Below are 24,385 nucleotides of genomic sequence, written 5' to 3'. Positions count from 1 at the left end.
CGCCGGCGGGAATTTCCTGCTTTTGCGTTTCGGCCTTTCGGCTTTCGCGCTCCCAGACTTTAGCAGATGCTTTCCGTCTGATTTACCGCACCGCTTCGAGGGCGCACGTTTCCGTGGCGTTCTCGTCGCGGGGGTTGTGCCAACGTACTGGAGCGGGGCACCCCGATGCAAATCGAGGGTGCCCCGCTCCTGGTGGTGCGTCAGACCTCCACGACCACAGGGAGGATCATCGGGCGGCGGCGGTAGTTGTCCGACACCCACTTGCCGATCGCGCGGCGGATGAGCTGCTGCAGCTGGCGGACCTCGGCGACGCCGTCGGCGGCGGCGCGGGCGAGGGATTCCTCGATCTTGGGGAGGACCGCGTTGAAGGCCTCGTCGTCGATTCCGGAACCACGGGCCTGGACGTACGGGCCGCCCACGACCTTGCCGGTGGTGCTGTCCACGACGACGAACACCGAGACGATGCCCTCCTCGCCGAGGATGCGGCGGTCCTTGAGCGAGGTCTCCGTGATGTCGCCGACCGAGAGGCCGTCCACGTACACATACCCGGCCTGGACCTTGCCGGTGACCTTGGCGACGCCGTCGACGAGGTCGACGACCAGGCCGTCCTCGGCGAGGACGCAGCGGTTCTTCGGGATGCCGGTGGCCTGGCCCAGTTCGGCGTTGGCGCGCAGGTGGCGCCATTCGCCGTGGACGGGCATGAGGTTGCGGGGCTTGCAGATGTTGTAGAAGTACAGCAACTCGCCGGCGGAGGCGTGGCCGGAGACGTGCACCTTGGCGTTGCCCTTGTGCACGACGTTGGCGCCCCAGCGGGTGAGGCCGTTGATCACGCGGTAGACCGCGTTCTCGTTGCCGGGGATGAGCGACGAGGCCAGGACCACCGTGTCGCCCTCGACGATGCGGATCTGGTGGTCGCGGTTGGCCATCCGGGAGAGGGCGGCCATGGGTTCGCCCTGCGAGCCGGTGCACACCAGGACGATCTTCTCGTCGGGGAGGTCGTCGAGCGTCTTGACGTCCACGATGAGTCCCGCGGGGACCCGCAGATAGCCCAGGTCACGGGCGATGCCCATGTTCCGGACCATGGAGCGGCCGATGAAGGCGACCTTGCGGCCGCGTTCGTGGGCGGCGTCCAGGACCTGCTGGATGCGGTGCACGTGGCTGGCGAAGCTGGCCACGATGATCCGCTTCTCGGCCTTGGCGAAGACCTGGCGCAGCACCGGCGAGATGTCCCGCTCGTGCGGGATGAAGCCGGGCACCTCCGCGTTGGTGGAGTCGGAGAGCAGCAGGTCGATGCCCTCCTCCGACAGGCGCGCGAACGCGTGCAGGTCGGTGAGCCGGCCGTCGAGCGGCAGCTGGTCCATCTTGAAGTCGCCGGTGTGCACGACCATGCCGGCCGGGGTGCGGATGGCGACCGCGAGGGCGTCGGGGATGGAGTGGTTGACGGCGACGAACTCGCAGTCGAAGGGCCCGATGCGCTCGCGCTGTCCCTCGGCGACCTCGAGGGTGTACGGCCGGATCCGGTGTTCGGCGAGCTTGGCCTCGATCAGGGCGAGGGTCAGCTTCGAGCCGATCAGCGGGATGTCGTCCTTCTCGCGCAGGAGGAAGGGGACGGCGCCGATGTGGTCCTCGTGTCCGTGGGTCAGGACGATGCCGACGACGTCGTCCAGGCGGTCGCGGATCGACGTGAAGTCCGGCAGGATCAGGTCGACTCCGGGCTGCTCCTCCTCCGGGAAGAGCACCCCGCAGTCGACGATCAGGAGCCGGCCTCCGTACTCGAAGACCGTCATGTTGCGGCCGATCTCTCCGAGGCCGCCGAGCGGGGTGATGCGCAGACCCCCTTCGGGGAGCGCGGGGGGCGGGCCGAGCTCAGGGTGCGGATGGCTCAAGTTCTCTCCTCACCACGCACGCCACAGTCCCCGGAGGACTCCCCGGGGACACGGAGCGCGCATGACATCGTGCTTTCTGTTGCTGGTTCTCAGGACCGATATTCAGTTCTCAAGTCTTTGGTTACAGCTGTACCCCGCCTGCGGCGAGATCCTCCTTCAGCTGTGCGGTCGCCGCCTCGCCGAGCTCCACGAGCGGGAGCCGGAGCGGGCCGGCGGGCAGTCCCCGCAGGGCCAGGGCGGCCTTGGTGGTGATCACGCCCTGGGTGCGGAAGACGCCGGTGAAGACCGGGAGCAGCTTCTGGTGGATCTCCGTGGCCTTGTGGGTGTCACCCGAGAGATACGCCTCCAGGAGCGCCCGGAGCTCAGGGCTGACCAGATGTCCCACGACGGAGACGAAGCCGACGGCGCCGACGGAGAGCAGCGGCAGGTTGAGCATGTCGTCGCCGGAGTACCAGGCGAGGCCGCTGCGGCTGATGGCCCAGCTCGCGGCGCCGAGGTCGCCCTTGGCGTCCTTGTTGGCGACGATCCGGGGGTGCTCGGCGAGCCGGACGAGGGTCTCGGTCTCGATGGGGACGCCGCTGCGGCCGGGGATGTCGTAGAGCATGACCGGCAGGCCGGTGGCGTCCGCGATGGCGGTGAAGTGCCGGTACAGGCCCTCCTGCGGGGGCTTGTTGTAGTACGGCGTCACCGTGAGCAGGCCGTGGGCGCCGGCGCGCTCCGCCTGGCGGGCCAGCTCGACGCTGTGGTGGGTGTCGTTGGTGCCGACCCCGGCGACGACGAACGCGCGGTCGCCGACGGCCTCCAGTACGGCCCGGACGAGCTGCTCTTTCTCCACGTCGCTGGTGGTCGGCGACTCACCTGTGGTGCCGTTGACGACCAGGCCGTCGTTGCCTGCGTCGACCAGGTGGGCGGCGAGCTGCTGCGCGCCGTCGAGGTCGAGGGCGCCGTCCGCGGTGAACGGCGTGACCATTGCGGTCAGGACCCGCCCGAAGGGGGTCTGCGGGGTGGAGGTCGGAGCCATGAGTCCAACGCTACTCGGTGCCGGTGCCGGGATACCCCCTCGGGACCTGCGATGAGGACTCCGGCGCTGCCTGCTCGGGGGTTCAAGCAGCACCGGAATCCGTTTCTGAAGACTAGACGAATTGCACGAAACCCGGCAATCGGAAGATTCCGGATGAGTGGTGACCTGCTACGGAGCGATCCGGCCGTTGGCGTTGAACGCCGCGTGCGTGAGCGGCATGAGCTTCGCCCATTCGGCTTCCATCCGCTCCCCGACCATCTCGATCTCCCGCTGCGGGAAGGACGGGACCGCGGCCAGCTCGTGCTGGGTGCGCAGGCCGAGGAAGTGCATCAGCGAGCGGGCGTTGCAGGTGGCGTACATCGACGAGAACAGGCCGACGGGCAGCGTGGCCCGGGCGACCTCGCGGGCGACGCCGGCGGCCAGCATCTTCTGGTAGGCGTCGTACGACTGCCGGTAGGAGTCCTGCATGGCGTCCACGACGGCCTGGTGCTGCTCCGGGGACCCGTGCACGAACTCGTACTTGCCCGGGCGGCCCTGCTGCACCAGCTTGCGCTCCGGGGAGGGCACGTAGAAGACCGGCTCCAGCTCGCGGTACCGGCCCGATTCTTCGTTGTAGGACCATCCGACCCTGTGGCGGTGGAACTCGCGGAAGACGAAGATCGGCGCGCTGACGAAGAAGGTCATCGAATTGTGCTCGAAGGGGCTGCCGTGCCGGTCCCGCATGAGGAAGTTGATCAGGCCCTTGGAGCGCTCGGGGTCCTTCGTCAGCTCCGCCAGGGACTGCTCGCCCGCCGTGGACACCCGGGCGGCCCACAGGACGTCGGAGTCGGCGGCGCTGTGCTTGACGAGTTCGACGGTCACGTCGTCGCGGAACTGCACGGAATCGTCGGTGGGGGTCTCGGTCACCGGGCGTCCTTCCTCATGGAGCTGGGGGCGGCGCCCAGCCTATTCGCCCGCTCTGACAGGCTCCGACATCACCCGACACCCGTCGACACCGGCCGCACCCACCGCAAAGCCCCGCAAGGCAGACGACCGGCGGACCACTGCTGGCCGGGCCCGGCGGGGCCCGCTAGCCTCACCGATGTGTCTCTGTCCTTCCTCGCCGCCGACAGCGGCCATGACGAGTACGCCGCGGACGCCGCCCTTCCGCACCACGTCGAGGACCGGTGGATCCGTCCGTACCGCCCGGGTCCCTGGCGGGTCGCGGCGGCGGCGATGCTGCTGGTGCTCGCCTCGTACCTGCTCTTCGCCGCGGTGATCATGGGGCTCGCGGGCAACGGGCCCGGTGTGGCCATGACGGTCGGCGCCGCCGTGCTGGTGATCCTCGCTGCGCTGCGGCTGCTGCGCGTGGGGTTCTGGGTGAGCACCCGCGGGCTGCGTCAGGTGGGGCTCTTCTACACCACGACGCTGCCGTGGAACCGGGTCGGTGACGTCCGCACGGCCCAGCAGCCGGTGAAGTGGCTGGGGCTGCCCCGGACCGTACAGGGCCAGGCCCTGGTCGTCAGCCGGTCCGGCGGCGAGCTGCTGCGACCGCTGCTCACCGACCACAACGCGGACTTCCTGGGCCGTACGGAGGCCTTCGACCAGGCGGCCGACGCCATAGAGACCTGGGCCGCCCAGCTGCAGCGCTAGGTGTTCCGTCCGGGGAGGTCGCGGACGGGTGGGGCGGGTCTCGGCCGAGGCGCCGTGATCGGGTGAGGGCCTTCCCTCCCCTGCCCACGGGCCGGCCGCTGCGTTCGGTGGGCCCGCTCACCGACGGCTGTGCGCTGTGCTGCCTCCACCGGCGGACGACGCCGCACACCGGGGGCCGCGGGAGGGGCGTACGGGCGACAGCCGTGCGTCATCGGGTGTTTCCCCTCGGGTGTTAGCGTCCGGCCGACCCGGCCCGCCGAGGACCTGGAGCGACTCGTGCTCGCACCTCCCCACCCGAACCCGCTCCTCACCGACCCCGGGCCGCTGCCCGCGCTGGAACGGCTGCGGGGCCGCACCGTCGTCGTGAAGTTCGGCGGCCACGCCATGACCCACGAGCACCTGCTGCGCTCCTTCGCCGAGGACGTGGTGCGGCTTCGGTCGACCGGGGTCCGGACCGTCGTCGTACACGGCGGCGGTCCGCAGATCAGCGCGGAGCTCGACCGGCTCAGGGTGCCCGCCCGCTTTCTGGGCGGGCGGCGGGTCACCACGCCGGAGACCCTGGACGTGGTGCGGACGGTGCTCGTCGGCACGGTCCAGCGGGAACTGGTGCGGCTGATCGACCAGTACGGGCCGTACGCCGTCGGGCTCACCGGCGAGGACGGCCGCCTCCTGACCGCGGTGCGCCGCTACGCCGAGGCCGACGGCCGACTCCTCGACATCGGCCTGGTCGGGGACGTGGCGGAGGTCGACACCGCGGCCGTGGAGGTACTGCTGGAGCGCGACCGCGTCCCGGTGGTCTCCCCGCTCGGCCGGGGCACGGACGGCCAGGTCTACAACGTCAACGCGGACGCGGCCGCGGGGGCGATCGCCGCCGCGCTGGGCGCGGAGGCCCTGGTGGTGCTGACCGACGTGCCCGGCCTGTACGCGGACTGGCCGCGCCGTGAACGGGTCCTGCACCGGCTCACCGCGGCCGAACTCGAGGCGGCGCTGCCGTCCCTGGGTGGTGGCATGGCGCCGAAGATGGAGAGCTGCCTGCACGCCGTCCGGGCGGGCGTCCGCGCGGCGCGCGTCCTGGACGGGCGGGTCCCGCACGCCGTGCTGCGCGCCCTGGCAGGGGGTCCCGGGGGCGCCGGGACGACCGTCCTGCCGGACTGACGCGCGACCGCCTCAGGAGGTCTGCGGCGCCTTCCCGCGCAGGGCGATCGCCCGCTGCATGGCCTTGCGCGCCCGCGGGGTGTCGCGGGCGTCGTGGTAGGCGACCGCGAGCCGGAACCACACCCGCCAGTCCTCGGGCGCGGCCTCCGCCTCGGCCTTGCGCCGGGCGAAGACCGCGTCGGCGGAGGCCCGGTCGATCCGGCCGCTCGGGGTCCGCACCAGCTCGTCCTCGGGCAGTCCGCCCTCGGCCTCCAGCTCCCGGGCCAGCCGGTCCGCCCTCTGCGCGAACTGCGTCGTACGGACCAGGAACCAGACGCCGACCAGGGGCAGTACGAGAACGGCCACGCCGAAGACCACCGTGACCGGGCGGCCGTCCTGGATCAGCCAGACGCCGCGGGCGCCGGCCAGCACGAAGTAGACGACCAGGACGGCCGCGAGGACGAAGTAGGTGATCTTTGCGCGCATGGTGGGCGAACCCGCTCTCGGTCTGTGTCTCTCGGTCTGTCAGTCGAGGTCCATGAAGTGCTCCAGGCCGAAGGTGAGCCCCGGCGAGGAGACGACCCTCCGCACGCCGAGCAGTACGCCGGGCATGAAGGAGGCGCGGTTCATGGAGTCGTGACGGATGGTGAGGATCTCGCCGGCGTCGCCGAAGAGCACCTCCTGGTGCGCGACGAGACCGCGCAGCCGCACCGCGTGCACCGGCACCCCCTCGACGTCGGCGCCGCGCGCGCCGTCGAGGGCGGTGGCGGTGGCGTCCGGCTGCTCGCCGAGCCCCGCCTCGCGGCGGGCGTCGGCGATGAGCTGGGCGGTGCGGACGGCGGTGCCGCTGGGGGCGTCGACCTTGTCCGGGTGATGGAGCTCGACGATCTCCGCGGACTCGAAGAAGCGGGCCGCCTGGCTCGCGAAGCGCATGGCCAGGACCGCCCCGATGCCGAAGTTCGGCGCGATGAGCACGCCGGCCCCCGGCGCCGCGCCGATCCAGCCGCGCAGGGTGTCCAGGCGCTCGTCGGTCCAGCCGGTGGTGCCGACCACGGCGTGGATGCCGTGCCGCAGGCAGAAGTCGAGGTTGCCCATGACGGAGCCGGGGGTGGTCAGTTCGACCGCGACCTGGGCGCCGTTCTCGGCCAGGGTCTCCAACTTGTCCTCGCGGCCGAGCGCGGCCACCAGCTCCAGGTCGTCCGCGGCCTCGACGGCCTTGACCGCCTCGGCGCCCATGCGGCCGCGGGCCCCGATCACACCCACACGGATCTTGCTCATCGTTCCTGTCCTCCGGTCGAGACGGTCGAGACGGTCGAGACGGCTGTACGGTCGAGACGGTCGGTACGGCTCAGGCGACGGACTCGTGCAGGCGGGCGGCCTGCCGGTCCTTCAGCGGGCCTATGACGGCCAGCGACGGACGCTGCCCCAGGACGTCCCGGGCGACGGCGCGCACCTCCTCGGGCGTCACCGCGGCGATCCGCTCCAGCGTGGCGTCCACCGACATCTGCTCGCCCCAGCAGAGCTCGCTCTTGCCGATCCGGTTCATGAGCGCGCCGGTGTCCTCCAGGCTGAGCACGGTCGAGCCGGAGAACTGCCCGATGGCGCGGTGCAGTTCCTCGTCGCTCAGCCCGTGCTCGGCGACCTGGTCCAGCTCCTCGCGGCAGATCTTCAGCACCTCGTGCACACGGCGCGGCTGGCAGCCCGCGTACACCCCGAACAGACCGCAGTCGGCGAAGGAGGAGGTGTACGAGTACACGCTGTAGGCGAGGCCGCGCTTCTCGCGGACCTCCTGGAACAGCCGGGAGCTCATCCCGCCGCCCAGCGCCGTGTTGAGCACGCCCAGCGCCCAGCGCCGGTCGTCGTGCCGGGACAGCCCGGGCATGCCGAGCACGACATGGGCCTGCTCGGTACGGCGCTCCAGCAGCTCCACGCGGCCCTGGCCGCGGATCGTACGGGCGCCGCCGCGCGGCGGGCGGGGCACGGCGTCCGCGTCGCGGAGCGCGCCCGCGTCCTCGAAGGCCTTGCGGACCTGGCGGACGACGGTGGCGTGGTCGATGTTGCCCGCGGCGGCCACGACCAGCCGCGTCGGGTCGTAGTGCTTCCGGTAGAAGCGGGCGACCTGGTCGCGGGTGAGGGCGTTGATGGTGTCGACGGTGCCGAGGACGGGACGGCCCAGCGGGGAGTCGCCCAGCATGGCGGTGGCGAACAGGTCGTGGACCTGGTCACCGGGGTCGTCCTCGGTCATCGCGATCTCCTCCAGGACGACACCGCGCTCGGCGTCGATGTCCTCCTGGCGGATCAGGGAGCCGGTGAGCATGTCGCTGACCACGTCGATGGCGAGCGGCAGGTCGGTGTCGAGGACACGCGCGTAGTAGCACGTGTACTCCTTGGCCGTGAAGGCGTTCATCTCGCCGCCGACCGCGTCGATCGCCGAGGAGATCTCCAGCGCGCTGCGCCGGGAGGTGCCCTTGAAGAGCAGGTGCTCCAGGTAGTGCGTGGCGCCGTTCAGGGCCGGGGTCTCGTCGCGGGAGCCGACGCCGACCCAGATGCCGAAGGTCGCCGAGCGCACGGTCGGCAGGGTCTCGGTGACGACGCGCAGTCCCCCGGGGAGGACGCTGCGCCGGACCGTGCCGACGCCGTCAGCGCCGGGCAGGAGGGTCTGCGTGCGGACGGCCCGCCCCTTGGTGGAGGGGCGGGCCGTCACGCGTGTGGAGCGGGTGGTCACTTCTCGGACGCGTCCTCGGCCTTGTCGTCGGCCGCGGTCTCTTCGCCTTCGATGACCGGGATCAGCGACAGCTTGCCGCGCTGGTCGATCTCGGCGATCTCGACCTGGACCTTGGAGCCCACGGCGAGGACGTCCTCGACGTTCTCGACGCGCTTGCCGCCGGCCAGCTTGCGGATCTGCGAGATGTGCAGCAGGCCGTCCTTGCCCGGGAGCAGGGAGACGAAGGCACCGAAGGTGGTGGTCTTCACGACCGTACCCAGGTAGCGCTCGCCGACCTCGGGCATCGTCGGGTTGGCGATGCCGTTGATGGTCGCGCGGGCGGCCTCGGCGGACGGGCCGTCGGCGGCACCGATGTAGATGGTGCCGTCGTCCTCGATGGTGATCTCGGCGCCGGTGTCCTCCTGGATCTGGTTGATCATCTTGCCCTTGGGGCCGATGACCTCACCGATCTTGTCCACCGGGATCTTGACGGTGATGATGCGCGGGGCGTTCGGCGACATCTCGTCCGGAGTGTCGATCGCCTCCATCATCACGTCGAGGATGTGCAGACGGGCGTCGCGGGCCTGCTTGAGGGCCGCGGCCAGGACCGACGCCGGGATGCCGTCGAGCTTGGTGTCCAGCTGCAGCGCGGTGACGAACTGCTTGGTGCCGGCGACCTTGAAGTCCATGTCGCCGAACGCGTCCTCCGCACCGAGGATGTCGGTGAGGGTGACGTAGTGGGTCTCGCCGTCGATCTCCTGGGAGATCAGGCCCATGGCGATACCGGCGACGGGGGCCTTCAGCGGCACACCGGCGTTCAGCAGCGACATGGTGGAGGCGCAGACCGAGCCCATGGAGGTGGAGCCGTTGGAGCCCAGGGCCTCGGAGACCTGGCGGATGGCGTACGGGAAGTCCTCGCGGGCCGGCAGGACCGGGAGGATCGCCCGCTCGGCCAGCGCGCCGTGGCCGATCTCACGGCGCTTGGGGGAGCCCACGCGGCCGGTCTCGCCGACGGAGTACGGCGGGAAGTTGTAGTTGTGCATGTAGCGCTTGCGCGTCTCGGGCGCCAGCGTGTCCAGCTGCTGCTCCATGCGCAGCATGTTCAGCGTGGTGACACCCAGGATCTGGGTCTCGCCGCGCTCGAACAGCGCCGAGCCGTGCACCCGCGGGATCGCCTCGACCTCGGCGGCCAGGGTGCGGATGTCGGTGACGCCGCGGCCGTCGATGCGGACCTTGTCCTTGATGACGCGCTCACGGACCAGCTTCTTGGTCAGCGAGCGGTACGCCGCGGAGATCTCCTTCTCGCGGCCCTCGAACTGCGGCAGCAGCTTCTCGGCGGCGAGCGCCTTCACGCGGTCCAGCTCGGCCTCGCGGGCCTGCTTGCCGGCGATGGTCAGCGCCTGCTTCAGCTCGTCGGAGACGGCGGCCTCGAGCGCCTCGAACACGTCGTCCTGGTAGTCCAGGAAGATCGGGAACTCGGCGGTCTCCTTGGCGGCCTTCGCGGCGAGGTCGGCCTGCGCCTTGCACAGCACCTTGATGAAGGGCTTGGAGGCCTCCAGGCCCGCCGCGACGATCTCCTCGGTCGGCGCCTCGGCGCCGCCCTCGACGAGCTTGATCGTCTTGTCGGTGGCCTCGGCCTCGACCATCATGATCGCGACGTCGCCGTCCTCGAGGGTGCGGCCGGCCACGACCATGTCGAAGACGGCCTCCTCCAGCTCGCTGTGGGTCGGGAAGGCGACCCACTGGCCGCGGATCAGCGCGACGCGGACGCCGCCGACCGGGCCGGAGAAGGGCAGGCCGGCCAGCTGCGTGGAGCAGGAGGCGGCGTTGATGGCGACCACGTCGTAGAGGTGGTCGGGGTTGAGCGCCATGACCGTCGCCACGACCTGGATCTCGTTGCGCAGGCCCTTCTTGAAGGACGGGCGCAGCGGGCGGTCGATCAGACGGCAGGTGAGGATCGCGTCCTCGGAGGGGCGGCCCTCGCGGCGGAAGAAGGAGCCGGGGATCCGCCCGGCCGCGTACATGCGCTCCTCGACGTCCACCGTCAGCGGGAAGAAGTCGAGCTGGTCCTTCGGGTGCTTCGAGGCGGTGGTGGCCGACAGCACCATGGTGTCGTCGTCCAGGTAGGCCACGGCGGAGCCGGCGGCCTGGCGGGCCAGCCGGCCCGTCTCGAAGCGGATCGTGCGGGTGCCGAAGCTGCCGTTGTCGATCACGGCCTCGGCGTAGTGGGTCTCGTTCTCCACTATGGGAATTCTCCTCTTTCGTGCCCCCGGGCGTCTTCCCGGGGACCGTCGGTGGAGGGGCGTCCCGCCGGGCCGGTCTTCGATCGAAGCCACCGGGACGTACGTGCTGCCCGGGGGCCACTACCGAGGACCGGCTCTGGTGGCGCTTAGGAGGACGCTCCCTCCGCATGCTTTATGGCGTTGTGTATGGGACCAGACTACAAAGCTTCCGTCCCGGTCTCGCGCCCAGCGCGGTCCCGTACGTACGCCAAGGGAGCGGCTCCCTGACGGGAACCGCTCCCTCTAGGGGCGTCTCAGCGGGCGCCGGCCGCACCGCGGCGGATGCCGAGGCGCTCGACCAGGGCGCGGAAGCGCTGGATGTCCTTCTTGGCCAGGTACTGCAGCAGGCGGCGGCGCTGGCCGACCAGGATCAGCAGACCACGACGGGAGTGGTGGTCGTGCTTGTGGGTCTTGAGGTGCTCGGTCAGGTCCGAGATGCGGCGGGAGAGCAGCGCGACCTGGACCTCGGGGGAGCCGGTGTCGCCCTCCTTGGTGCCGAACTCGGCGATGATCTGCTTCTTCGTCGCGACGTCGAGCGACATACGGTCTCCTTGTGGTGTCGGTGCCTCCGAGCGCCCCTGGTCTGCGTCACAGGGGAAGCTGCGATGACTCGGAAGACGCGACGCGCCGCCTGAGGGCGGACGCATCGGTCACACAGAGTACCACCCCGGGCCCGGTGCGACGTCCGGGGCCGGGGTGGCCGGTGCTCCGAGGGGCCCGCCGGCCGTCCCGGCTCAGCCGCTGGTCATACCGCGGGCCTCGGCGTACAGGTCGAGGACCGCGAGGGCGAGCGGGATCAGGGAGAGCAGCACGGTCGCCTCGGCGAGGTCGAGCATCCGCCCCCAGAAGGGGGTGACGCCCTTGCTCGGGACGATGAGCGCGATCGCGACCAGGAGAGCGGCGCCCAGCGCCACCGCGGCAGACAGCCACACGGTGCGGATGTCGAGCGAGGAGTGGTTGCCGCGCAGCAGGTCGGTGAGGACGTCGGTCGGCAGGTTGAGCGAGAGACCGATGATCAGCAGCCCGACGGTGATCACACCGGCGACCATCAGCGTCACGACCTGCGAGGTGTAGCGGAACAGCCGGGCGCGCATCAGCGTCGCCAAACCGACGGCCAGGGCGAGCAGCTGTGCCCAGGCGCTGTCGGAGAAGCCGAGCACGACACCGGCGGATCCGACGATGGCCGCCGCGCAGCCGCCGACCAGGCCGAGCAGCAGTTCGTGGCCGCGACGGGCCTGGTTGGTGATCCGCTCGAAGTCGACCGGCTCCTCCTCGCCCTGCCGCTCGGCGTCGCCGCGGTGCCGGGTCTGGACCTGGTCGGGCGAGCGGAAGCCGATGGGCAGCCGGGCGAAGCGGGCGGACCAGCCGGGCAGGAACCCGATGACGGCGACCATGACGACGGCGGTGACGGCGGCGGCCTCGCGCGGCGCGGCCTCGGTGAGGATCGCCACGAAGGTGGCGAGGGTTCCGGCACCGGCGGTGAAGGAGGCCGCGACGAACGGCGCGTCACCCTGGGGCAGCATCAGCACGAGCAGTACGGAGGCGCCGAGCACGACGACGCAGCCGATGAGGAAGTGCAGCCGGCCCGGTCCCTCGTTCCCGCTGACGCCCATGATCCCGGAGCCCGCGACGAGCAGCAGCGGCAGGGAGGCGAGCCCGAGGGCGACCGCGGAGTGGCGGTCGTCGTACACACGGGCGCGCACCGAGGCGAGCGCGACCAGCACCAGGCCCGCGGCGCCGGCGAGGACGCCGGGCAGGCCGTGCATGTCGTGCTTGACGGGCTCGGAGAACCACAGCACGAAGGCCATGAGGGCGAGCAGGATGACGCCCGCGGTCAGGCCCACGCCGCGCATGAGGCCGTCGTTCCAGCTGCGGCGGTCGGTCTGGACCGCGGCGGCGACGGCGTCGACGACGTCGTCGAAGACGGCGGGCGGCAGCGAGTCCGCGAACGGACGCAGCAGCAGCAGCTCACCGTCGTGGACGCGCTGTTCGGCCAGGGACAGGGTGCCGTCCAGGACACGCCCGTCACGGCGGACCAGGTTGTAACCGGTGGGGGCGGCTTCGTCGGGCGTCTGGCCCGACAGGCGCAGTATCTCGGGGTGGATGTCGGAGAGCGGCACGTCCTCGGGCAGTGCCACATCGATCCGGCTGTTCGGCGCCGCCACCGTGACTCTGCAGAATCCCGTCGCTGAGATCGTGCTCACCTGGAGTGGTCCCCCTCGTCCGGTGATGGGTGGGTTGGGGTCGTGTCCACGCGGCCGTCCAGGGTCGGACCCCCGTCCGCGCTTCGCGATCCGTCACCCTACCGGGTGCCCCAAGTCCCTTGCCCCTCACCCGTCCCAGTGCCTTTGAACTGTCATGCCCAGTAGGATCGCCACCTGCCTGTGGTCACTTGCCCGCCCCGCGCGGGGCGCAGCGCGACCGGGACGTGTCATACGGGGGACCGTCACGACGGGGGCGGCCCGAAACTGCGATTCGCGTGAAGGACTGGTGCATCGGTGAGCGTGGTCGTCATCAAACGCCCGCCGCGGGTTTACCCGCCGGAGGTGCCGAACGAGGAGGTACGGCTCGAAGCCCCACCCGAACTGCCGCGGGGCGAGGACCAGGGCCTGTTGATGAACCTGCTGCCGATGCTCGGCATGGGTTCCTCGGCGGCCTTCTTCTTCCTGCCCACGGGGTCGGGGACCTCCGGTGGCTTCATGAAGGTCATGGGCGTGCTCATGATGGGCTCCACCGTGGCGATGGTGGTGGCCCAGATCGTGCGCGCCCGCAAGGGGCCGTCGGGGCAGATGGCCGAGGCCCGCCGGGACTACCTGAAGTATCTGGCGCAGGTACGCCGCGGGGTGCGCAAGACCGCCCGCAGGCAACGCGACGCGCAGTATTACCTGCACCCCGCGCCCGAGCAGCTGTGGGCACTGGTCGCCGAGGGCTCGCGGGTATGGGAACGCCGGTCCGGCGACCCGGACTTCGCGCAGATACGGGTGGGCCTCGGCCCGCAGCAGCTGTCGACGCCGCTGGTCGCGCCGGAGACCGCGCCGGTGGACGAGCTGGAGCCGCTGACCGCGCATTCGATGCAGCAGTTCATCGCGGCGCACGGTTCGCTGGACAACCTGCCGCTGGCGGTGGGGCTGCGCTCCTTCTACCACGTGACGGTCTCCGGGGACCCCGACACCGTCTACGGGCAGACCCGCTCCATCCTGGGCCAGTTGTGCTCCCTGCACTCCCCCGAGGACATGGTCGTCGCCGTCGTGGCGGCGCCCGGCGCCCAGTCGGAGTGGGAGTGGACCAAGTGGCTGCCGCACGCGCAGCACAGGGAGCACGACGGCGCCGGCTCGCGCCGCCTGATATGCGGCGACCTCGCCGAGGCCGAGGAGCTGCTGGCGGACGAGCTGGACGGGCGGCCGCGCTTCAACCGCGAGGGCCAGCCGGTGCTGGACCAGCCGCACGTGGTGATCGTGCTGGACGGCGGCGGCGTACCGGCGGACTCGGTGATCGCCTCCGCCGAGGGGCTGCAGGGCGTCACGATCCTGGAGGTCGTCCCAGGTGAGCTGGACGAGCTGCGCGGCTCGCTGTCCATCCAGGTGTGGCCCGGTCAGCTGTACCTGGAGGCCGGGGCGGGCACCTTCACCGGCGTCCCCGACGCGCTGTCCCCCGTACAGGCCGAATCCCTGGCCCGGCAGCTGGCACCGCTGCGGCTGGGCGCCGCGGACGCCGACGAACCGCTGCTGGCGAACCTGGACTTCACCGACCTGATGGGGATCGGCGACGCCGCTTCCGTGGACGTCTCGCGGACGTGGCGTCCGCGAACCCTGCACGAGCGGCTGCGGGTGCCGATCGGCCTCGGCGAGACCGGCGAGCCGGTCATGCTGGACGTCAAGGAGGCCTCGCAGGAGGGCATGGGCCCGCACGGCCTCTGTGTCGGCGCCACCGGTTCCGGCAAGTCCGAGCTGCTGCGCACCCTGGTGCTGGGCCTGGCCGTGACGCACTCCTCGGAGACGCTCAACTTCGTCCTCGCCGACTTCAAGGGCGGCGCCACCTTCACCGGCATGGGCACCATGCCGCACGTGTCGGCGGTCATCACCAACCTCGCCGACGAACTCACCCTCGTGGACCGCATGCGCGACTCCATCACCGGTGAGCTGACCCGCCGCCAGGAGCTGCTGCGGCAGGCCGGCAACTACGCCAACATCACCGACTACGAGAAGGCCCGTGCGGCGGGCGCGGCGCTGGACCCGCTGCCCTCGCTCGTTCTGATCATCGACGAGTTCTCCGAACTTCTCGCCGCCAAGCCGGACTTCATCGAGATGTTCATCCAGATCGGCCGTATCGGCCGATCGCTGGGCGTGCACATGCTGCTCGCCTCGCAGCGCCTGGAGGAGGGCAAGCTGCGGGGCCTGGACACCTTCCTGTCGTACCGCATCGGTCTGCGGACCTTCTCCGCCGCCGAGTCGCGCACGGCGATCGGCGTCCCGGACGCCTACCACCTGCCCAACGTCCCCGGCGCGGGCATCCTGAAGTACGGCACCGACACGATGGTGCAGTTCAAGGCCGCGTATGTGTCGGGCACCTACCGGACGCCGGGTACCCGCACGGCGAGCGGGGCCCGTATCGACCGCTCCCCCGTGCTGTTCACCGCCTCCCCCGTCCCCGTGCGCATCCTCACCGAGCCCGAGCCGCAGACGCGCTCCGGGCAGGTGGACGACGCGCTGGCCGACACCGTGCTCGACGTCATCGTGGGCCGGCTGGAGGGCCAGGGCCCGCCCGCCCACCAGGTGTGGCTGCCGCCGCTGGACGAGCCGTTCAGCGTCGACCAGGTGCTGCCGCCGCTGACGGTGAGCGCCGAGCGGGGTCTGCACGCCGACGGCTACACCGCCGCCGGCAAGCTCACGGTGCCGGTGGGCCTGGTGGACAAGCCGTTCGAGCAGCGCCGTGACGTGATGTACGCGGACCTGTCGAGTTCCGGCGGCCACGCGCTGATCGTCGGCGGCCCGCAGTCCGGCAAGTCGACCCTGGTCCGTACGCTGATCGCGTCCTTCGCGCTCACCCACACCCCGAAGGAAGTGCAGTTCTACGCACTGGACTTCGGCGGCGGCGGCATGCTCGCGCTGGACGCGCTGGCGCACGTCGGCGGGGTCGCCTCGCGGCTGGACGCGGAGAAGGTCCGCCGTACGGTGGCCGAGGTGCACGGCATCCTGAACGCCCGCGAGGAGTTCTTCCGCAGCAACGTCATCGACTCGATGAACACCTTCCGCTCGCGGCGGGCCGCCGGGCACTTCCCCGACCAGCCCTGGGGCGACGTGTTCCTCGTCATCGACGGCTGGGGGACCTTCAAGACCGACTACGAGCAGCTCGACCCGGTGATCAACGACATCGCCGCCCGGGGTCTGGGCTTCGGCGTCCACCTGATCGTCACCGCCACCCGCTACACCGAGATCCGCCCCGCGCTGCGCGACCAGATCCTCAGCCGGCTGGAGCTGCGGCTGGGCGACCCGATGGAGTCCGAGTTCGACCGCAGGCGCGCCGAGAACGTGCCGGTCGGCAAGGCGGGCCGCGGTCTGTCCCCGGAGAAGCTGGACTACCTGGCGGCGCTGCCGCGGGTCGACGCCTCCTCGGGCGTGGAGGACCTCTCCGAGGGCATGGCGCAGTTCGTCGCCGCGGTCAACTCCGGCTGGTCCGGCCCGACCGCGCCCAAGGTGCGGATGCTGCCGACCATGCTGCCGGCGACCGAGCTGCCCAAGGGCGGCGACTTCTCCGACCGCGGCATCGCGATCGGCGTGGACGAGCTCACCCTCTCCCCGGTGTTCGTGGACTTCGAGACCGACCCGCTGTTCGTCATCTACGGCGAGAGCGAGTCCGGCAAGTCCTCGCTGCTGCGGCTCATCGCCAAGCAGGTCAGCGAGCGCTACGAGTCAGGCAAGGCGCTGTTCGTGGTCTCCGACTTCCGCCGGGCGCTGCTCGGTCAGGTCCCGGACAGCCATGTGTACAAGTACTGCGCCTCCGGTCCGCAGCTGCAGGAGGTCATGGAGTCGCTGGCCGGCTCCATGGGCCGCCGGATGCCGGGACCTGACGTCACGCCCGAGCAGCTGCGCAACCGCAGCTGGTACAGCGAGCCGGACGCGTGGATCTTCGTCGACGACTACGACCTGGTCGCCACGTCGATGGGCAACCCGATGCAGGTGCTGATGGAGTACCTGCCGTTCGCCCGCGATCTGGGACTGCGCATCGTCCTGTCGCGCAGCACCTCGGGGGCGTCGCGGTCGTCCTTCGAGCCCTTCCTCACCCGGGTCAAGGAGCTCGGCGCGACCGGCGTCCTGCTCTCCGGCGACCCGGGCGAGGGCCCGATCTTCGGCAACGTCAAGGCGACCAGGCAGCCGCCAGGCCGGGCGCAGTTCATCACGCGCCGCCGCGGGAACCAGCTCATCCAGACCGGCTTCCTGCCGGAGAGCTGATCCCGTTCCGGCGCCCGGCGCCGGGCATGCGCGCGGGGGCGGGCCGGACGGCCCGCCCCCGCGGTGCGTCCGTGCTCAGTCCCGCGGTGCGGGCGGCCGGTAGGCGGGCGGGACGTCCCGGGGGTCGCGCCGGACGGCAGCGGGGCGGGCGCCGCCGGCCGCCTCGTCCTCGCGGTTGCCGCGGTCTTCCCGGGCCTCCTCGCCCTCCTCGCCCTCCTCGGCGGACCGTTGCTCGAACCAGCGCCGGGCGCGCTCGGCCTGCGCCGCCCGCTCCTCGGGCGTCAACCGCTCGTCGGCCCGCTTGAGCTCGGCCATGCGGTCGCCGATGGCGCCGAGGTACGCGCTCGATCCCAGCGCCTCGCGCATGCCGAGGCGGCCGGAGAGCACCTCCCGTGCCATCTCCTTGAGCGTCCTGTCCGCGTCGGGGTTGTCGGCGAGTGTCCTGAGCGCCTTGTGCAGTCGGCGGGCCTGCGCGGGGTCGTCCGCGACGTCCATCAGGTCCGCGTCGCTGATCTCCTTGCCCATCGGCTCCGTTCCCCCGGTCGAGAGTGTCGTGAGAAGCGTGCGCGGGCCATGGTGCCATCCGGGGCGGGGCGGCGGCCACGGTCGTGGGATGAGCCCATGAGCGTCCGCACCTCGCGCCCCGCACCTCGCGCTGTCGCGGACACGCTTCGTCAACCTTTCGGCCGTCCTTCCCGGAGCGCTGATCCGTGTTCGCGGATCACATGTGGCACGGTCTGTCTGACCGATGCCGAAGGAGGCGACGACCGTCCATGTCCTACCCGGAGCCCCGCTATCTCGGGGAACAGGGCGAGATCAGCGCGCTGTTCCGCTCCGCCGACACCGCCGCGGACGTGATCGCGCCCTCGGGCGGCCGCACCCACTACCTGGCCACCCACGCGTCGACGGGCGGCGACTTCGGCCTGTACCGGATCGACATGGGGCCCGGCTCCCCCGGTCCCAGCACCCACTTCCACCGGTCGATCTCGGAGTCCTTCTTCGTCCTGTCCGGGGCCGTGCAGCTCTTCGACGGGGAACGCTGGATCACCGCCCGTCCCGGGGACTTCCTCCATGTGCCGGCCGGCGGACTGCACGCCTTCCAGAACGACTCCGACGAACCGGCGTCGATGCTGCTGCTCTTCGCGCCCGGGGCACCCAGGGAGGAGTACTTCGAGCGGGCCGGCGAGATGGCGCAGCGCGGGGGCGCGGCGTTCCGCGAGTTCCTGCTCCGCCACGACAGCTTCTTCGTGGACCCGCCGCAGGTCGGACCGGAGCCGCTGTGACCGGGCGGCCGGCGGTCAGCCGAAGCTCTTGTCGATGACGCAGAAGCGGTTGCCCTCGGTGTCGGCCAGGACGACGAAGTCGGGGTCCGGCGGATAGCGGTCCCAGGCCACCCGCGCGGCGCCGAGAGCGACCAGCCGCTCCACCTCGGCCGCCTGTTCGGCGGCGTCGTCCGCGTACAGGTCCAGGTGGACCCGCGGGTGCTCCTGCACCGGGGTGGCGCTCACTCCGAGCGCGATCCCCGGGCCGGTCGCGCCCCCGGCGGGCACCAGCACCGCCCAGTCGTCCTCCGCCCGCACCTCGCCGTCGCGGGGCACATGGCCCAGCGCGGCGCCCCAGAAGGCCGCGGCGCGCCGCACGTCCGTCACTCCGAGCACGATCGTCCCGAGGGTCAGCATGCGCCGATTGTGGCAGGCCGCCCGCGACGGCGGACGCGGCCGCCGGGACGGGGACGCGGCCCGCGACGCCTGCACCCGCGGCACCGGCGGCCGGGCCGCCGGGCCGCCGGGCCGCCGGGCCGCCGGGCCGCCGGAACAAACGCCGGCGTCACGGGGCGTACAGCTCCAGGCGCCAGTCGTTGCAGCGGATGGGGTGCCCCGGCGGGTACTCGACCTCGCACTCCTCCACCAGCGTGAAGCCGAGCTTGCGGCAGATGGCGTTCGAGGGGTGGTTGTCCACCTTGGGGAAGGCGTGCAGGAACCGCGGGCCCTTCTCGGCCGCCGCGCGGGCGATGACGGCCTCCCCCGCGGCCGCGGCGACACCCCGCCCCTGGAACTCGGGCAGCACGCCCCAGCCGGTCTCGTACACCGTCCCGCCCCGCCAGGACTTCTCCCAGTAGCCGATGCTCCCGGCCGGGACCCCCTCGGGCAGCAACACGATGCTGAACATCCCTCCGCCGCCCTCGCTGCCGCTCGCCAGATACCGCTCGTGCCGGACGAGCAGCTGCTCCTCGGTCTCGGGACCGCCGAGGTGGCGCATCATCCCCGGCGCGTTCGCCCGGCGGAGCAGGTCGAGGTCGCCCTCCGCCCACGGCTCGATCCGTACCTGCGCGGCCATCTTCCGCTCCCCTCGTCGCTCCTGCCGATCACACCACGGGGGTCCGACACGGCCACCGATGAGTTTCGCCGCCCCGCCCGGTCTCAGTCCCCGAAGCCGTTCCGCAGTGGCCCGGCTCCGACCGGAGAGGCAGTTCCATGAACGACATCACCATTACCCGGGTCTTCGACGCGCCGCTCGCCAAGGTGTGGCAGGTGTGGACCGAGCCGGAGTACTTCGCCCAGTGGTTCGGCGCCCCGCTGCCCACCGTGGCCAGCGACGTCCGCCCCGGCGGCGCCTGGCGCGCCACGATCACCACGCCGCAGGGCGAGATGCCGCTGAGCGGGGTGTACCGGGAGGTGGACGTGCACAAGCGGCTGGTGTGGACGATGGACGTCCCCGGCGCCCCCGAGGTCGTCATGGACGCCACCTTCACCGACCGCGGCGACCGGACCGAGGTCGTCTACCACCAGCCCGGCGTGCCCGAGGAGCACTGCGCCACGGCCGAGGCCGGCGCCAACCACATCCTGGACAGCTTCACCGCCGTCCTGGCGAAGTCCTGACGGGAGGCCGGGCGGACATGACGGGGACGACCTTCGTCCTGGTCCCCGGGGCGGGCGGCGGCACCTGGTACTGGCATCTGCTCGTGCCGGAGCTGCGGCGCCGCGGCCACGACGCCGTCGCGGTGGACCTCCCCACCGCGGACGACTCCGCGGGGCTGCGGGAGTACGCGGACGCCGCCGTCGCGGCCGCGGGCGACCGCGCGCCGCTGGTGCTGGTCGCCCAGTCGATGGCCGGCTTCAGCGCGCCCCTCGCCTGCGAACGGCTGGGGGACCGTCTCATGCTGCTCGTCCTGGTCAACGCGATGGTTCCGGCCCCCGGCGAGACCGCCGGGGGCTGGTGGGCCGCCACGGGCCAGCCGGAGGCCCGGCGTGCCCTCGATCTCGCCGAGGGACGGCCGGTGGACGGGGAGTTCGACCCCCTCGTCACCTTCTTCCACGACCTTCCGCGGCCCGTGGCGGAGGCGGCCCTGGCCCAGGAGCACCGTCAGTCCGACACCCCGTTCGGCGTGCCCTTCCCGCTGCCCGCCTGGCCGGACGTGCCCACCCGCGTCGTCGTGGGCCGGGACGACCGGCTGTTCCCCGCCGCCTTCCAGCAGCGCGTGGCCAGGGAACGGCTCGGCGTCGAGGCGGACGTCCTGCCGGGTGGGCATCTGGTGGCGCTCGCCGACCCGGGCGGGCTGGCGGACCTGCTGGTGGGCTATCTGCCCGATTGAGGCAGCGGACGGCGCAGGTGCAGGGCGCCGGGGCTCCACTGGTCCCGCCCGGTGCCGCGTACCTCCGCCGTCCAGCCCTCCGCCACGGCGACGGCGGTGGCCCGCTCCGGGCCGACGCCGCGGAAGAGCCGGGCGGGCACGGTGACGGCGAGCACGGCCGCGCCGTCGGCGTCCCGGGTCTGATGGGCCGCCGGCCGGCGCTCGGCGGCGGCGACACGGGCGCGGATCCGCGCCCGGCCGCGTACGCCTCCCACCGGGCGGGGTCCGCGGCCCACTCGAGCCGGAACCGGGGCCAGGTCAGGGCACCGCGCCATGGGTTGAGCAACGCGAGCGGGGGGTTGAGTCCGGCGGACGCGAGCGCGACGAGCACCCCGAGGGCGAGGGCGACGGCGGCCCACACCGGCAGCAGGAACCACTGGAGAGCGAACTGCGCGAGCAGACCGGCCCTGTTCCGGCGCGCGACGGCGAGCCGCGGCGGGGCGGTCATGAGGCGCTCCCAGAGCCGTGGACGACCGCCTGCGCGTACGCCACCCGTACGTCCAGGCGATCGGTCCGCACCCGGTAGCGGCCGGTCATCCCGTGGTACTTCAACGGCGCCCGGAATCCCTGTCGCCGCCGCCACGCCGTGCGCACGGGCAGCGACCAGGCGGCATCCCCGCTCCCGCCGACCGCCCACAGCAGATTGACGACCAGCCACAGGGGCGAGAGCACCACGAACACCACCCATGAGGTCGCCGTTCCGCCGTGCCCGGCGAGCACGCGGCCGTCCGGCAGGCGGATCTCGTGGCGCGGCCGCCACCGCGCCCGCTTCGCCGGCGTCTCCAGTTCGCCCAGCGCCTCGCCGCGGGGCCCGAGTACGGCGAGCCGAACACCGGAGGACCGCCCGGCCACCGGACGGACGACGAAGCCGAGCGGTTCCCGCCCGGCCAGGTCCCGGTACAGGGCGAACCGCGGCCTCGCGCCGGCCCCGGCACCGCCGGCGGGCGCACCGTGCCCGACGTACACGGTCTCGCCACCCCGCCGGGGGCGGATGACCTTCTGCAGCCTGAAGCCCGCCTCGTTGCGCTCCCTCTCGGACGGCGGTCGTATGTGGAACGTGACGGCACTCACGTACTCGGGTCCTCCCCCGTGTCGGCCGAAGGCGTCGCGTACACCGCGCCGCCCGGGTTGCCGCCGCCATTCTCGCCGCAGGGCCGAAGGCGCGTGCCCGGTATGTGCGACGGCGACAAGGCCGCGCCCGCGAGACGAGATCCCCACAGGTCCTGCACCGGACCATCGCAAGCCCCCGCAGGGCCGGGTACCGCCCCTGGCTAGGCTCTGTGCCGGACACATCATCGGCAGATCGGCGCAGAAGGGTTGTCATGGGGGACAAATTCTCGGTGGACACCGGCGAATTGGGGCAATTCATGCGGACGCTCAAGGAGGCGCACGCCTCCCTCGACGAGGTGCGCAAGCAGATGAAGGACACCACGTCGGGCGGCATCGGCACCAAGGAGCTGGACGAGGCCTGCGACAGCTTCCAGGAGCACTGGAGTTACGGGTCCGAGCAGATAGCCGAGCAGGCCAAGAAGCTCGCCGAGGCCGTGGGCCAGACCAAGGCCAACTACGACGAGGTGGAGAACGCCCTGCGGGACGCCTTCCGGCAGGCCGGTTCGCAAGGAGGCGGGAAGTGACGCGCGGTTATCCACACCTGGGCTTCGACCCGGCCCCGGGCACCGTCGCCACCGTCAACGCGCTCCGCGCGCGGCTGACCTCCTCGGCCGAGAAGCTCGACCAGGCGTACCGCCTCGTCGAACGGCTCCGCGCCGGCTCGTCCTGGGAGGGCGACGCGGCCGTCGCCTTCCGCGAGGAACTCGACGGGGCGCTGCCCGACAACCTGCGCAAGGCCCACACCTCGCTGCTCAAGGCCGCCACGGCGCTCGGCGGTTGGGAGACCGACCTCGGCGGCTACCAGGACCGGGCCCGCACCCTCGACGGCGAGGCGGGAACGGCCGGGGAGAAGCTGAACGCCGCCAAGGAGCGGGAGAAGACCGCGCGGGCCGATCCCGACCTGAAGCTCGCCGGGCAGACGTTCGCGACGGACGCGGAGCTGCAGAACGCGCAGTCCCGGCTCGACCGTGCCACGCGGAGCCTCAACGAGGCGACGACCGCGGTCACCGGCGCCCAGGGCGATCTCGACGCCGTCATCAGGCGCGCCCGCGACCTGGAGGAGGAGCACTCCACCACCGCGCGCGCCAAGGCCCGTACCGTCCGGGACGCCACCGACAAGCTGGCGCCGGAGGAGCCCGGCTGGTTCGGCAAGGCCATGGACTGGCTCGGCGACAACCTGACCGACGTCCTCGGCACGATCGCCGCGGTGGCCGGCCTGCTGGCCCTGCTCCTCACCGGGCCGATCGGCGTGGCCCTGCTGCTGGTCGCCGCCGCGGCCAGCGCCGCCACGCTCGTCTCCCGGCTGTCGGACCCCAAGGTGCGTGCCTCGCTCAAGGACGGCTTCACCAAGGGTGAGTTCGACGCCGACTTCTGGAGCAACGCGGTGGGCGTCGCGGGCGACACCCTCGGCATGGTCCCCGGTGTCGGCGCGGTCGCCCGCGGCGTCAACGGCGCCATGCGGTCGGCGGGCGCCGCGACCGAGGCGCTCACCCTGACCGAGCGGCTCGCGAGCGCGGGCGGCAAGACATGGGTGGCGGCCGAGCGCATCGCCGGCGCGGAGAACCCGCTCACCACCTGGCTGGTCAAGGGCGCGGCCGATCCCGCGCGCGCCGGCCGGATCCTCGACGTCGCGGTCGCGGGCGCCGGTACGGCCACCGCGGTCTACGGCACCGGCAAGAACATCTTCGACGAGATCAAGAACAGCGGCGTGGAGAACACCGCCACAGCCATGGACGCCATCCGGGCCGGCACCATCGACGGCGCGGCCCACGGGAGCACGGCGCTCAAGACCCTGAAGGTGCTGCTCAATGCCCACTGACGACACCAACCCCGCCATATCCGCCGACGAGTTCGGCTACGCGGTCGACGACTCGGCCCTTCGCGGCGACTGCGCGATCTGGTTCGCGCTGCCGCCCGGCTTCGTGGAGATCCCGTACGACGCCCTCCTCGCGGAGTCCGGCACCGAGCAGGCGGCGCGGCTGATCGAAGCCATCGGCGCCCTGCTGGAACTGGTCCCGGAGGAGCGGCAGGAGGCCTTCGTCGAGGATCTGCGCGAGGCCCGGCTGATCAGCGAACTGCTGCGCGCCGAGGGCACCGTGCACTGCTCGATCGGGGTGCACGAGGGCGACGACGGCGCCCTGGTGCACTCCGTGTTCACCATCATGTGGCGCGAGACGCCGTGGATGCCGCCCGTGCTCGGCGCGGCCAAGGCCGCCATGGCGGTGCGCGACGCGGACACGGTCGAGTACGCCGACCTGCCCTGCGGCCCGGCGGCGCTCACCGAGAGCATCCTGCGGGCGGAGGGCCGGGAGGTGTACCAGGCGACGGCCCATCTGGCCCACCCCGGCGGCCGGCACCTCGCCGTCCTCACCCTCGGTACGACCGCCGCGGCGGCGCACGGCCACTACCGGGACATCCTGGGCGCGGCCGCGCGCATGGTGAGCTTCGACAATCCACTGCCGGAGAGCATGCGCGCCCGGATACCCGAGTCCGAGGTCTCCGCCTCGGTCCGGTCCGTCTTCGGCTGAACCGGAAA

General features: G+C 72.0%; 23 protein-coding genes. 9 read left to right on the top strand and 14 right to left on the bottom strand.

What is annotated here, in order from left to right; genetic code table 11:
- Positions 1-200 precede the first annotated feature (200 nt).
- From AB0F62_RS27490 to thyX, 3 genes are all read right to left on the bottom strand, one after another.
- A complete protein-coding gene (locus AB0F62_RS27490; protein WP_361804610.1) occupies positions 201-1,886 on the bottom strand; it encodes a ribonuclease J in 1,686 nt (561 codons plus the stop codon).
- A gap of 121 nt (positions 1,887-2,007) precedes the next feature.
- Positions 2,008-2,907: a 4-hydroxy-tetrahydrodipicolinate synthase gene (dapA, locus tag AB0F62_RS27485; protein ID WP_361804607.1), complete on the bottom strand. Its 900-nt coding sequence runs from the start codon at positions 2,905-2,907 to the stop codon at positions 2,008-2,010.
- Positions 2,908-3,075: 168 nt separating this feature from the next.
- The gene (gene thyX / locus AB0F62_RS27480) at positions 3,076-3,813 is read right to left on the bottom strand and encodes an FAD-dependent thymidylate synthase (protein ID WP_361804604.1); all 738 of its coding nucleotides are present in this window, start codon (positions 3,811-3,813) and stop codon (positions 3,076-3,078) included.
- Positions 3,814-3,990: 177 nt separating this feature from the next.
- Here thyX and AB0F62_RS27475 point away from each other — a divergent pair, with 177 nt between their 5' ends.
- Together AB0F62_RS27475 and argB are read left to right on the top strand one after the other, a co-directional pair.
- The gene (locus AB0F62_RS27475; RefSeq protein ID WP_361804601.1) at positions 3,991-4,539 is read left to right on the top strand and encodes a hypothetical protein; all 549 of its coding nucleotides are present in this window, start codon (positions 3,991-3,993) and stop codon (positions 4,537-4,539) included.
- 276 nt (positions 4,540-4,815) lie between these two features.
- Positions 4,816-5,694, top strand: coding sequence for an acetylglutamate kinase (gene argB / locus AB0F62_RS27470; protein ID WP_361804598.1), 879 nt, complete (start codon positions 4,816-4,818; stop codon positions 5,692-5,694).
- Positions 5,695-5,706: 12 nt separating this feature from the next.
- Here argB and AB0F62_RS27465 read toward each other — a convergent pair whose 3' ends face one another.
- From AB0F62_RS27465 to eccD, 6 genes are all read right to left on the bottom strand, one after another.
- On the bottom strand, positions 5,707-6,159 hold the full coding sequence (locus tag AB0F62_RS27465; RefSeq protein WP_361804595.1) for a tetratricopeptide repeat protein: 453 nt from the start codon (positions 6,157-6,159) through the stop codon (positions 5,707-5,709).
- A gap of 39 nt (positions 6,160-6,198) precedes the next feature.
- A complete protein-coding gene (dapB, locus tag AB0F62_RS27460) occupies positions 6,199-6,951 on the bottom strand; it encodes a 4-hydroxy-tetrahydrodipicolinate reductase (RefSeq protein WP_361804592.1) in 753 nt (250 codons plus the stop codon).
- A 70-nt stretch (positions 6,952-7,021) separates the two neighbouring features.
- Positions 7,022-8,398: a pitrilysin family protein gene (locus AB0F62_RS27455; protein ID WP_361804589.1), complete on the bottom strand. Its 1,377-nt coding sequence runs from the start codon at positions 8,396-8,398 to the stop codon at positions 7,022-7,024.
- Positions 8,395-10,620 carry a polyribonucleotide nucleotidyltransferase gene (locus AB0F62_RS27450; RefSeq protein WP_361804586.1) on the bottom strand — a complete coding sequence of 742 codons (2,226 nt, stop codon included), beginning with the start codon at positions 10,618-10,620 and terminating at the stop codon, positions 8,395-8,397. Before AB0F62_RS27450 ends, AB0F62_RS27455 begins: the two co-directional genes overlap by 4 nt.
- A gap of 293 nt (positions 10,621-10,913) precedes the next feature.
- Complete coding sequence (gene rpsO / locus AB0F62_RS27445) at positions 10,914-11,201, bottom strand: 30S ribosomal protein S15 (protein ID WP_361804583.1); 288 nt, start codon at positions 11,199-11,201, stop codon at positions 10,914-10,916.
- 192 nt (positions 11,202-11,393) lie between these two features.
- Positions 11,394-12,863, bottom strand: coding sequence for a type VII secretion integral membrane protein EccD (gene eccD, locus AB0F62_RS27440; RefSeq protein WP_361804580.1), 1,470 nt, complete (start codon positions 12,861-12,863; stop codon positions 11,394-11,396).
- 294 nt (positions 12,864-13,157) lie between these two features.
- On the opposite strand from eccD, the gene eccCa reads away from it, so the two are divergent.
- Positions 13,158-17,108 (top strand): type VII secretion protein EccCa, encoded by a 3,951-nt coding sequence (gene eccCa, locus AB0F62_RS27435; protein ID WP_361804577.1) that lies wholly within the window; start codon positions 13,158-13,160, stop codon positions 17,106-17,108.
- A 75-nt stretch (positions 17,109-17,183) separates the two neighbouring features.
- On the opposite strand, the gene AB0F62_RS27430 is transcribed toward eccCa, so the two are convergent.
- A complete protein-coding gene (locus tag AB0F62_RS27430; protein WP_361804574.1) occupies positions 17,184-17,633 on the bottom strand; it encodes a hypothetical protein in 450 nt (149 codons plus the stop codon).
- 248 nt (positions 17,634-17,881) lie between these two features.
- On the opposite strand from AB0F62_RS27430, the gene AB0F62_RS27425 reads away from it, so the two are divergent.
- Positions 17,882-18,391: a cupin domain-containing protein gene (locus tag AB0F62_RS27425; RefSeq protein ID WP_361804571.1), complete on the top strand. Its 510-nt coding sequence runs from the start codon at positions 17,882-17,884 to the stop codon at positions 18,389-18,391.
- Between the two features lie 15 nt (positions 18,392-18,406).
- Here the strand turns inward: AB0F62_RS27425 and AB0F62_RS27420 are convergent, their stop codons facing one another.
- Both AB0F62_RS27420 and AB0F62_RS27415 read right to left on the bottom strand, forming a co-directional pair.
- Positions 18,407-18,787 (bottom strand): VOC family protein, encoded by a 381-nt coding sequence (locus tag AB0F62_RS27420; RefSeq protein ID WP_361804568.1) that lies wholly within the window; start codon positions 18,785-18,787, stop codon positions 18,407-18,409.
- A gap of 148 nt (positions 18,788-18,935) precedes the next feature.
- On the bottom strand, positions 18,936-19,445 hold the full coding sequence (locus AB0F62_RS27415; protein WP_361804565.1) for a GNAT family N-acetyltransferase: 510 nt from the start codon (positions 19,443-19,445) through the stop codon (positions 18,936-18,938).
- Positions 19,446-19,582: 137 nt separating this feature from the next.
- Here AB0F62_RS27415 and AB0F62_RS27410 point away from each other — a divergent pair, with 137 nt between their 5' ends.
- Entirely contained in the window at positions 19,583-19,987 is a 405-nt protein-coding gene (locus AB0F62_RS27410; RefSeq protein ID WP_361804562.1) for an SRPBCC domain-containing protein, read from the top strand.
- A 17-nt stretch (positions 19,988-20,004) separates the two neighbouring features.
- Entirely contained in the window at positions 20,005-20,700 is a 696-nt protein-coding gene (locus tag AB0F62_RS27405; protein ID WP_361804559.1) for an alpha/beta hydrolase, read from the top strand.
- Here the strand turns inward: AB0F62_RS27405 and AB0F62_RS27400 are convergent.
- Positions 20,685-20,954, bottom strand: a complete 270-nt coding sequence (locus tag AB0F62_RS27400; RefSeq protein WP_361804556.1) for a hypothetical protein — start codon at positions 20,952-20,954, stop codon at positions 20,685-20,687. The two genes, AB0F62_RS27405 and AB0F62_RS27400, sit on opposite strands and share 16 nt — an antisense overlap.
- Before the next feature lie 229 nt (positions 20,955-21,183).
- On the bottom strand, positions 21,184-21,810 hold the full coding sequence (locus AB0F62_RS27395) for a hypothetical protein (protein ID WP_361804553.1): 627 nt from the start codon (positions 21,808-21,810) through the stop codon (positions 21,184-21,186).
- Positions 21,811-22,061: 251 nt separating this feature from the next.
- Here AB0F62_RS27395 and AB0F62_RS27390 point away from each other — a divergent pair, with 251 nt between their 5' ends.
- Genes AB0F62_RS27390 through AB0F62_RS27380 form a run of 3 tightly spaced genes read left to right on the top strand, consistent with a single transcriptional unit; the run spans position 22,062 to position 24,377 of the window.
- Entirely contained in the window at positions 22,062-22,373 is a 312-nt protein-coding gene (locus AB0F62_RS27390; RefSeq protein WP_361804550.1) for a type VII secretion target, read from the top strand.
- The gene (locus AB0F62_RS27385) at positions 22,370-23,668 is read left to right on the top strand and encodes a hypothetical protein (RefSeq protein ID WP_361804547.1); all 1,299 of its coding nucleotides are present in this window, start codon (positions 22,370-22,372) and stop codon (positions 23,666-23,668) included. The genes AB0F62_RS27390 and AB0F62_RS27385 overlap by 4 nt, the downstream gene beginning before the upstream one ends.
- Positions 23,658-24,377 carry a hypothetical protein gene (locus AB0F62_RS27380; RefSeq protein ID WP_361804544.1) on the top strand — a complete coding sequence of 240 codons (720 nt, stop codon included), beginning with the start codon at positions 23,658-23,660 and terminating at the stop codon, positions 24,375-24,377. Before AB0F62_RS27385 ends, AB0F62_RS27380 begins: the two co-directional genes overlap by 11 nt.
- The last annotated feature ends 8 nt before the right edge of the window (positions 24,378-24,385 follow it).

The organism is Streptomyces sp. NPDC026673 (genome assembly GCF_040638135.1).
Lineage (GTDB): Bacteria > Actinomycetota > Actinomycetes > Streptomycetales > Streptomycetaceae > Actinacidiphila.
The sequence above is the reverse complement of the archived record's forward strand: the minus strand, read 5'-3'. Positions and strand labels throughout refer to the sequence as shown.

Bases quoted from the DNA above. Each gene is read 5' to 3' on its own strand.
- dapA (WP_361804607.1), bottom strand. From the start codon at position 2,907: ATGGCTCCGACCTCCACCCCGCAGACCCCCTTCGGGCGGGTCCTGACC.
- AB0F62_RS27465 (WP_361804595.1), bottom strand. From the start codon at position 6,159: ATGCGCGCAAAGATCACCTACTTCGTCCTCGCGGCCGTCCTGGTCGTC.
- dapB (WP_361804592.1), bottom strand. From the start codon at position 6,951: ATGAGCAAGATCCGTGTGGGTGTGATCGGGGCCCGCGGCCGCATGGGC.
- rpsO (WP_361804583.1), bottom strand. From the start codon at position 11,201: ATGTCGCTCGACGTCGCGACGAAGAAGCAGATCATCGCCGAGTTCGGC.
- AB0F62_RS27430 (WP_361804574.1), bottom strand. From the start codon at position 17,633: ATGGGCAAGGAGATCAGCGACGCGGACCTGATGGACGTCGCGGACGAC.
- AB0F62_RS27425 (WP_361804571.1), top strand. From the start codon at position 17,882: ATGTCCTACCCGGAGCCCCGCTATCTCGGGGAACAGGGCGAGATCAGC.
- AB0F62_RS27420 (WP_361804568.1), bottom strand. From the start codon at position 18,787: ATGCTGACCCTCGGGACGATCGTGCTCGGAGTGACGGACGTGCGGCGC.
- AB0F62_RS27415 (WP_361804565.1), bottom strand. From the start codon at position 19,445: ATGGCCGCGCAGGTACGGATCGAGCCGTGGGCGGAGGGCGACCTCGAC.
- AB0F62_RS27410 (WP_361804562.1), top strand. From the start codon at position 19,583: ATGAACGACATCACCATTACCCGGGTCTTCGACGCGCCGCTCGCCAAG.
- AB0F62_RS27405 (WP_361804559.1), top strand. From the start codon at position 20,005: ATGACGGGGACGACCTTCGTCCTGGTCCCCGGGGCGGGCGGCGGCACC.
- AB0F62_RS27390 (WP_361804550.1), top strand. From the start codon at position 22,062: ATGGGGGACAAATTCTCGGTGGACACCGGCGAATTGGGGCAATTCATG.
- AB0F62_RS27380 (WP_361804544.1), top strand. From the start codon at position 23,658: ATGCCCACTGACGACACCAACCCCGCCATATCCGCCGACGAGTTCGGC.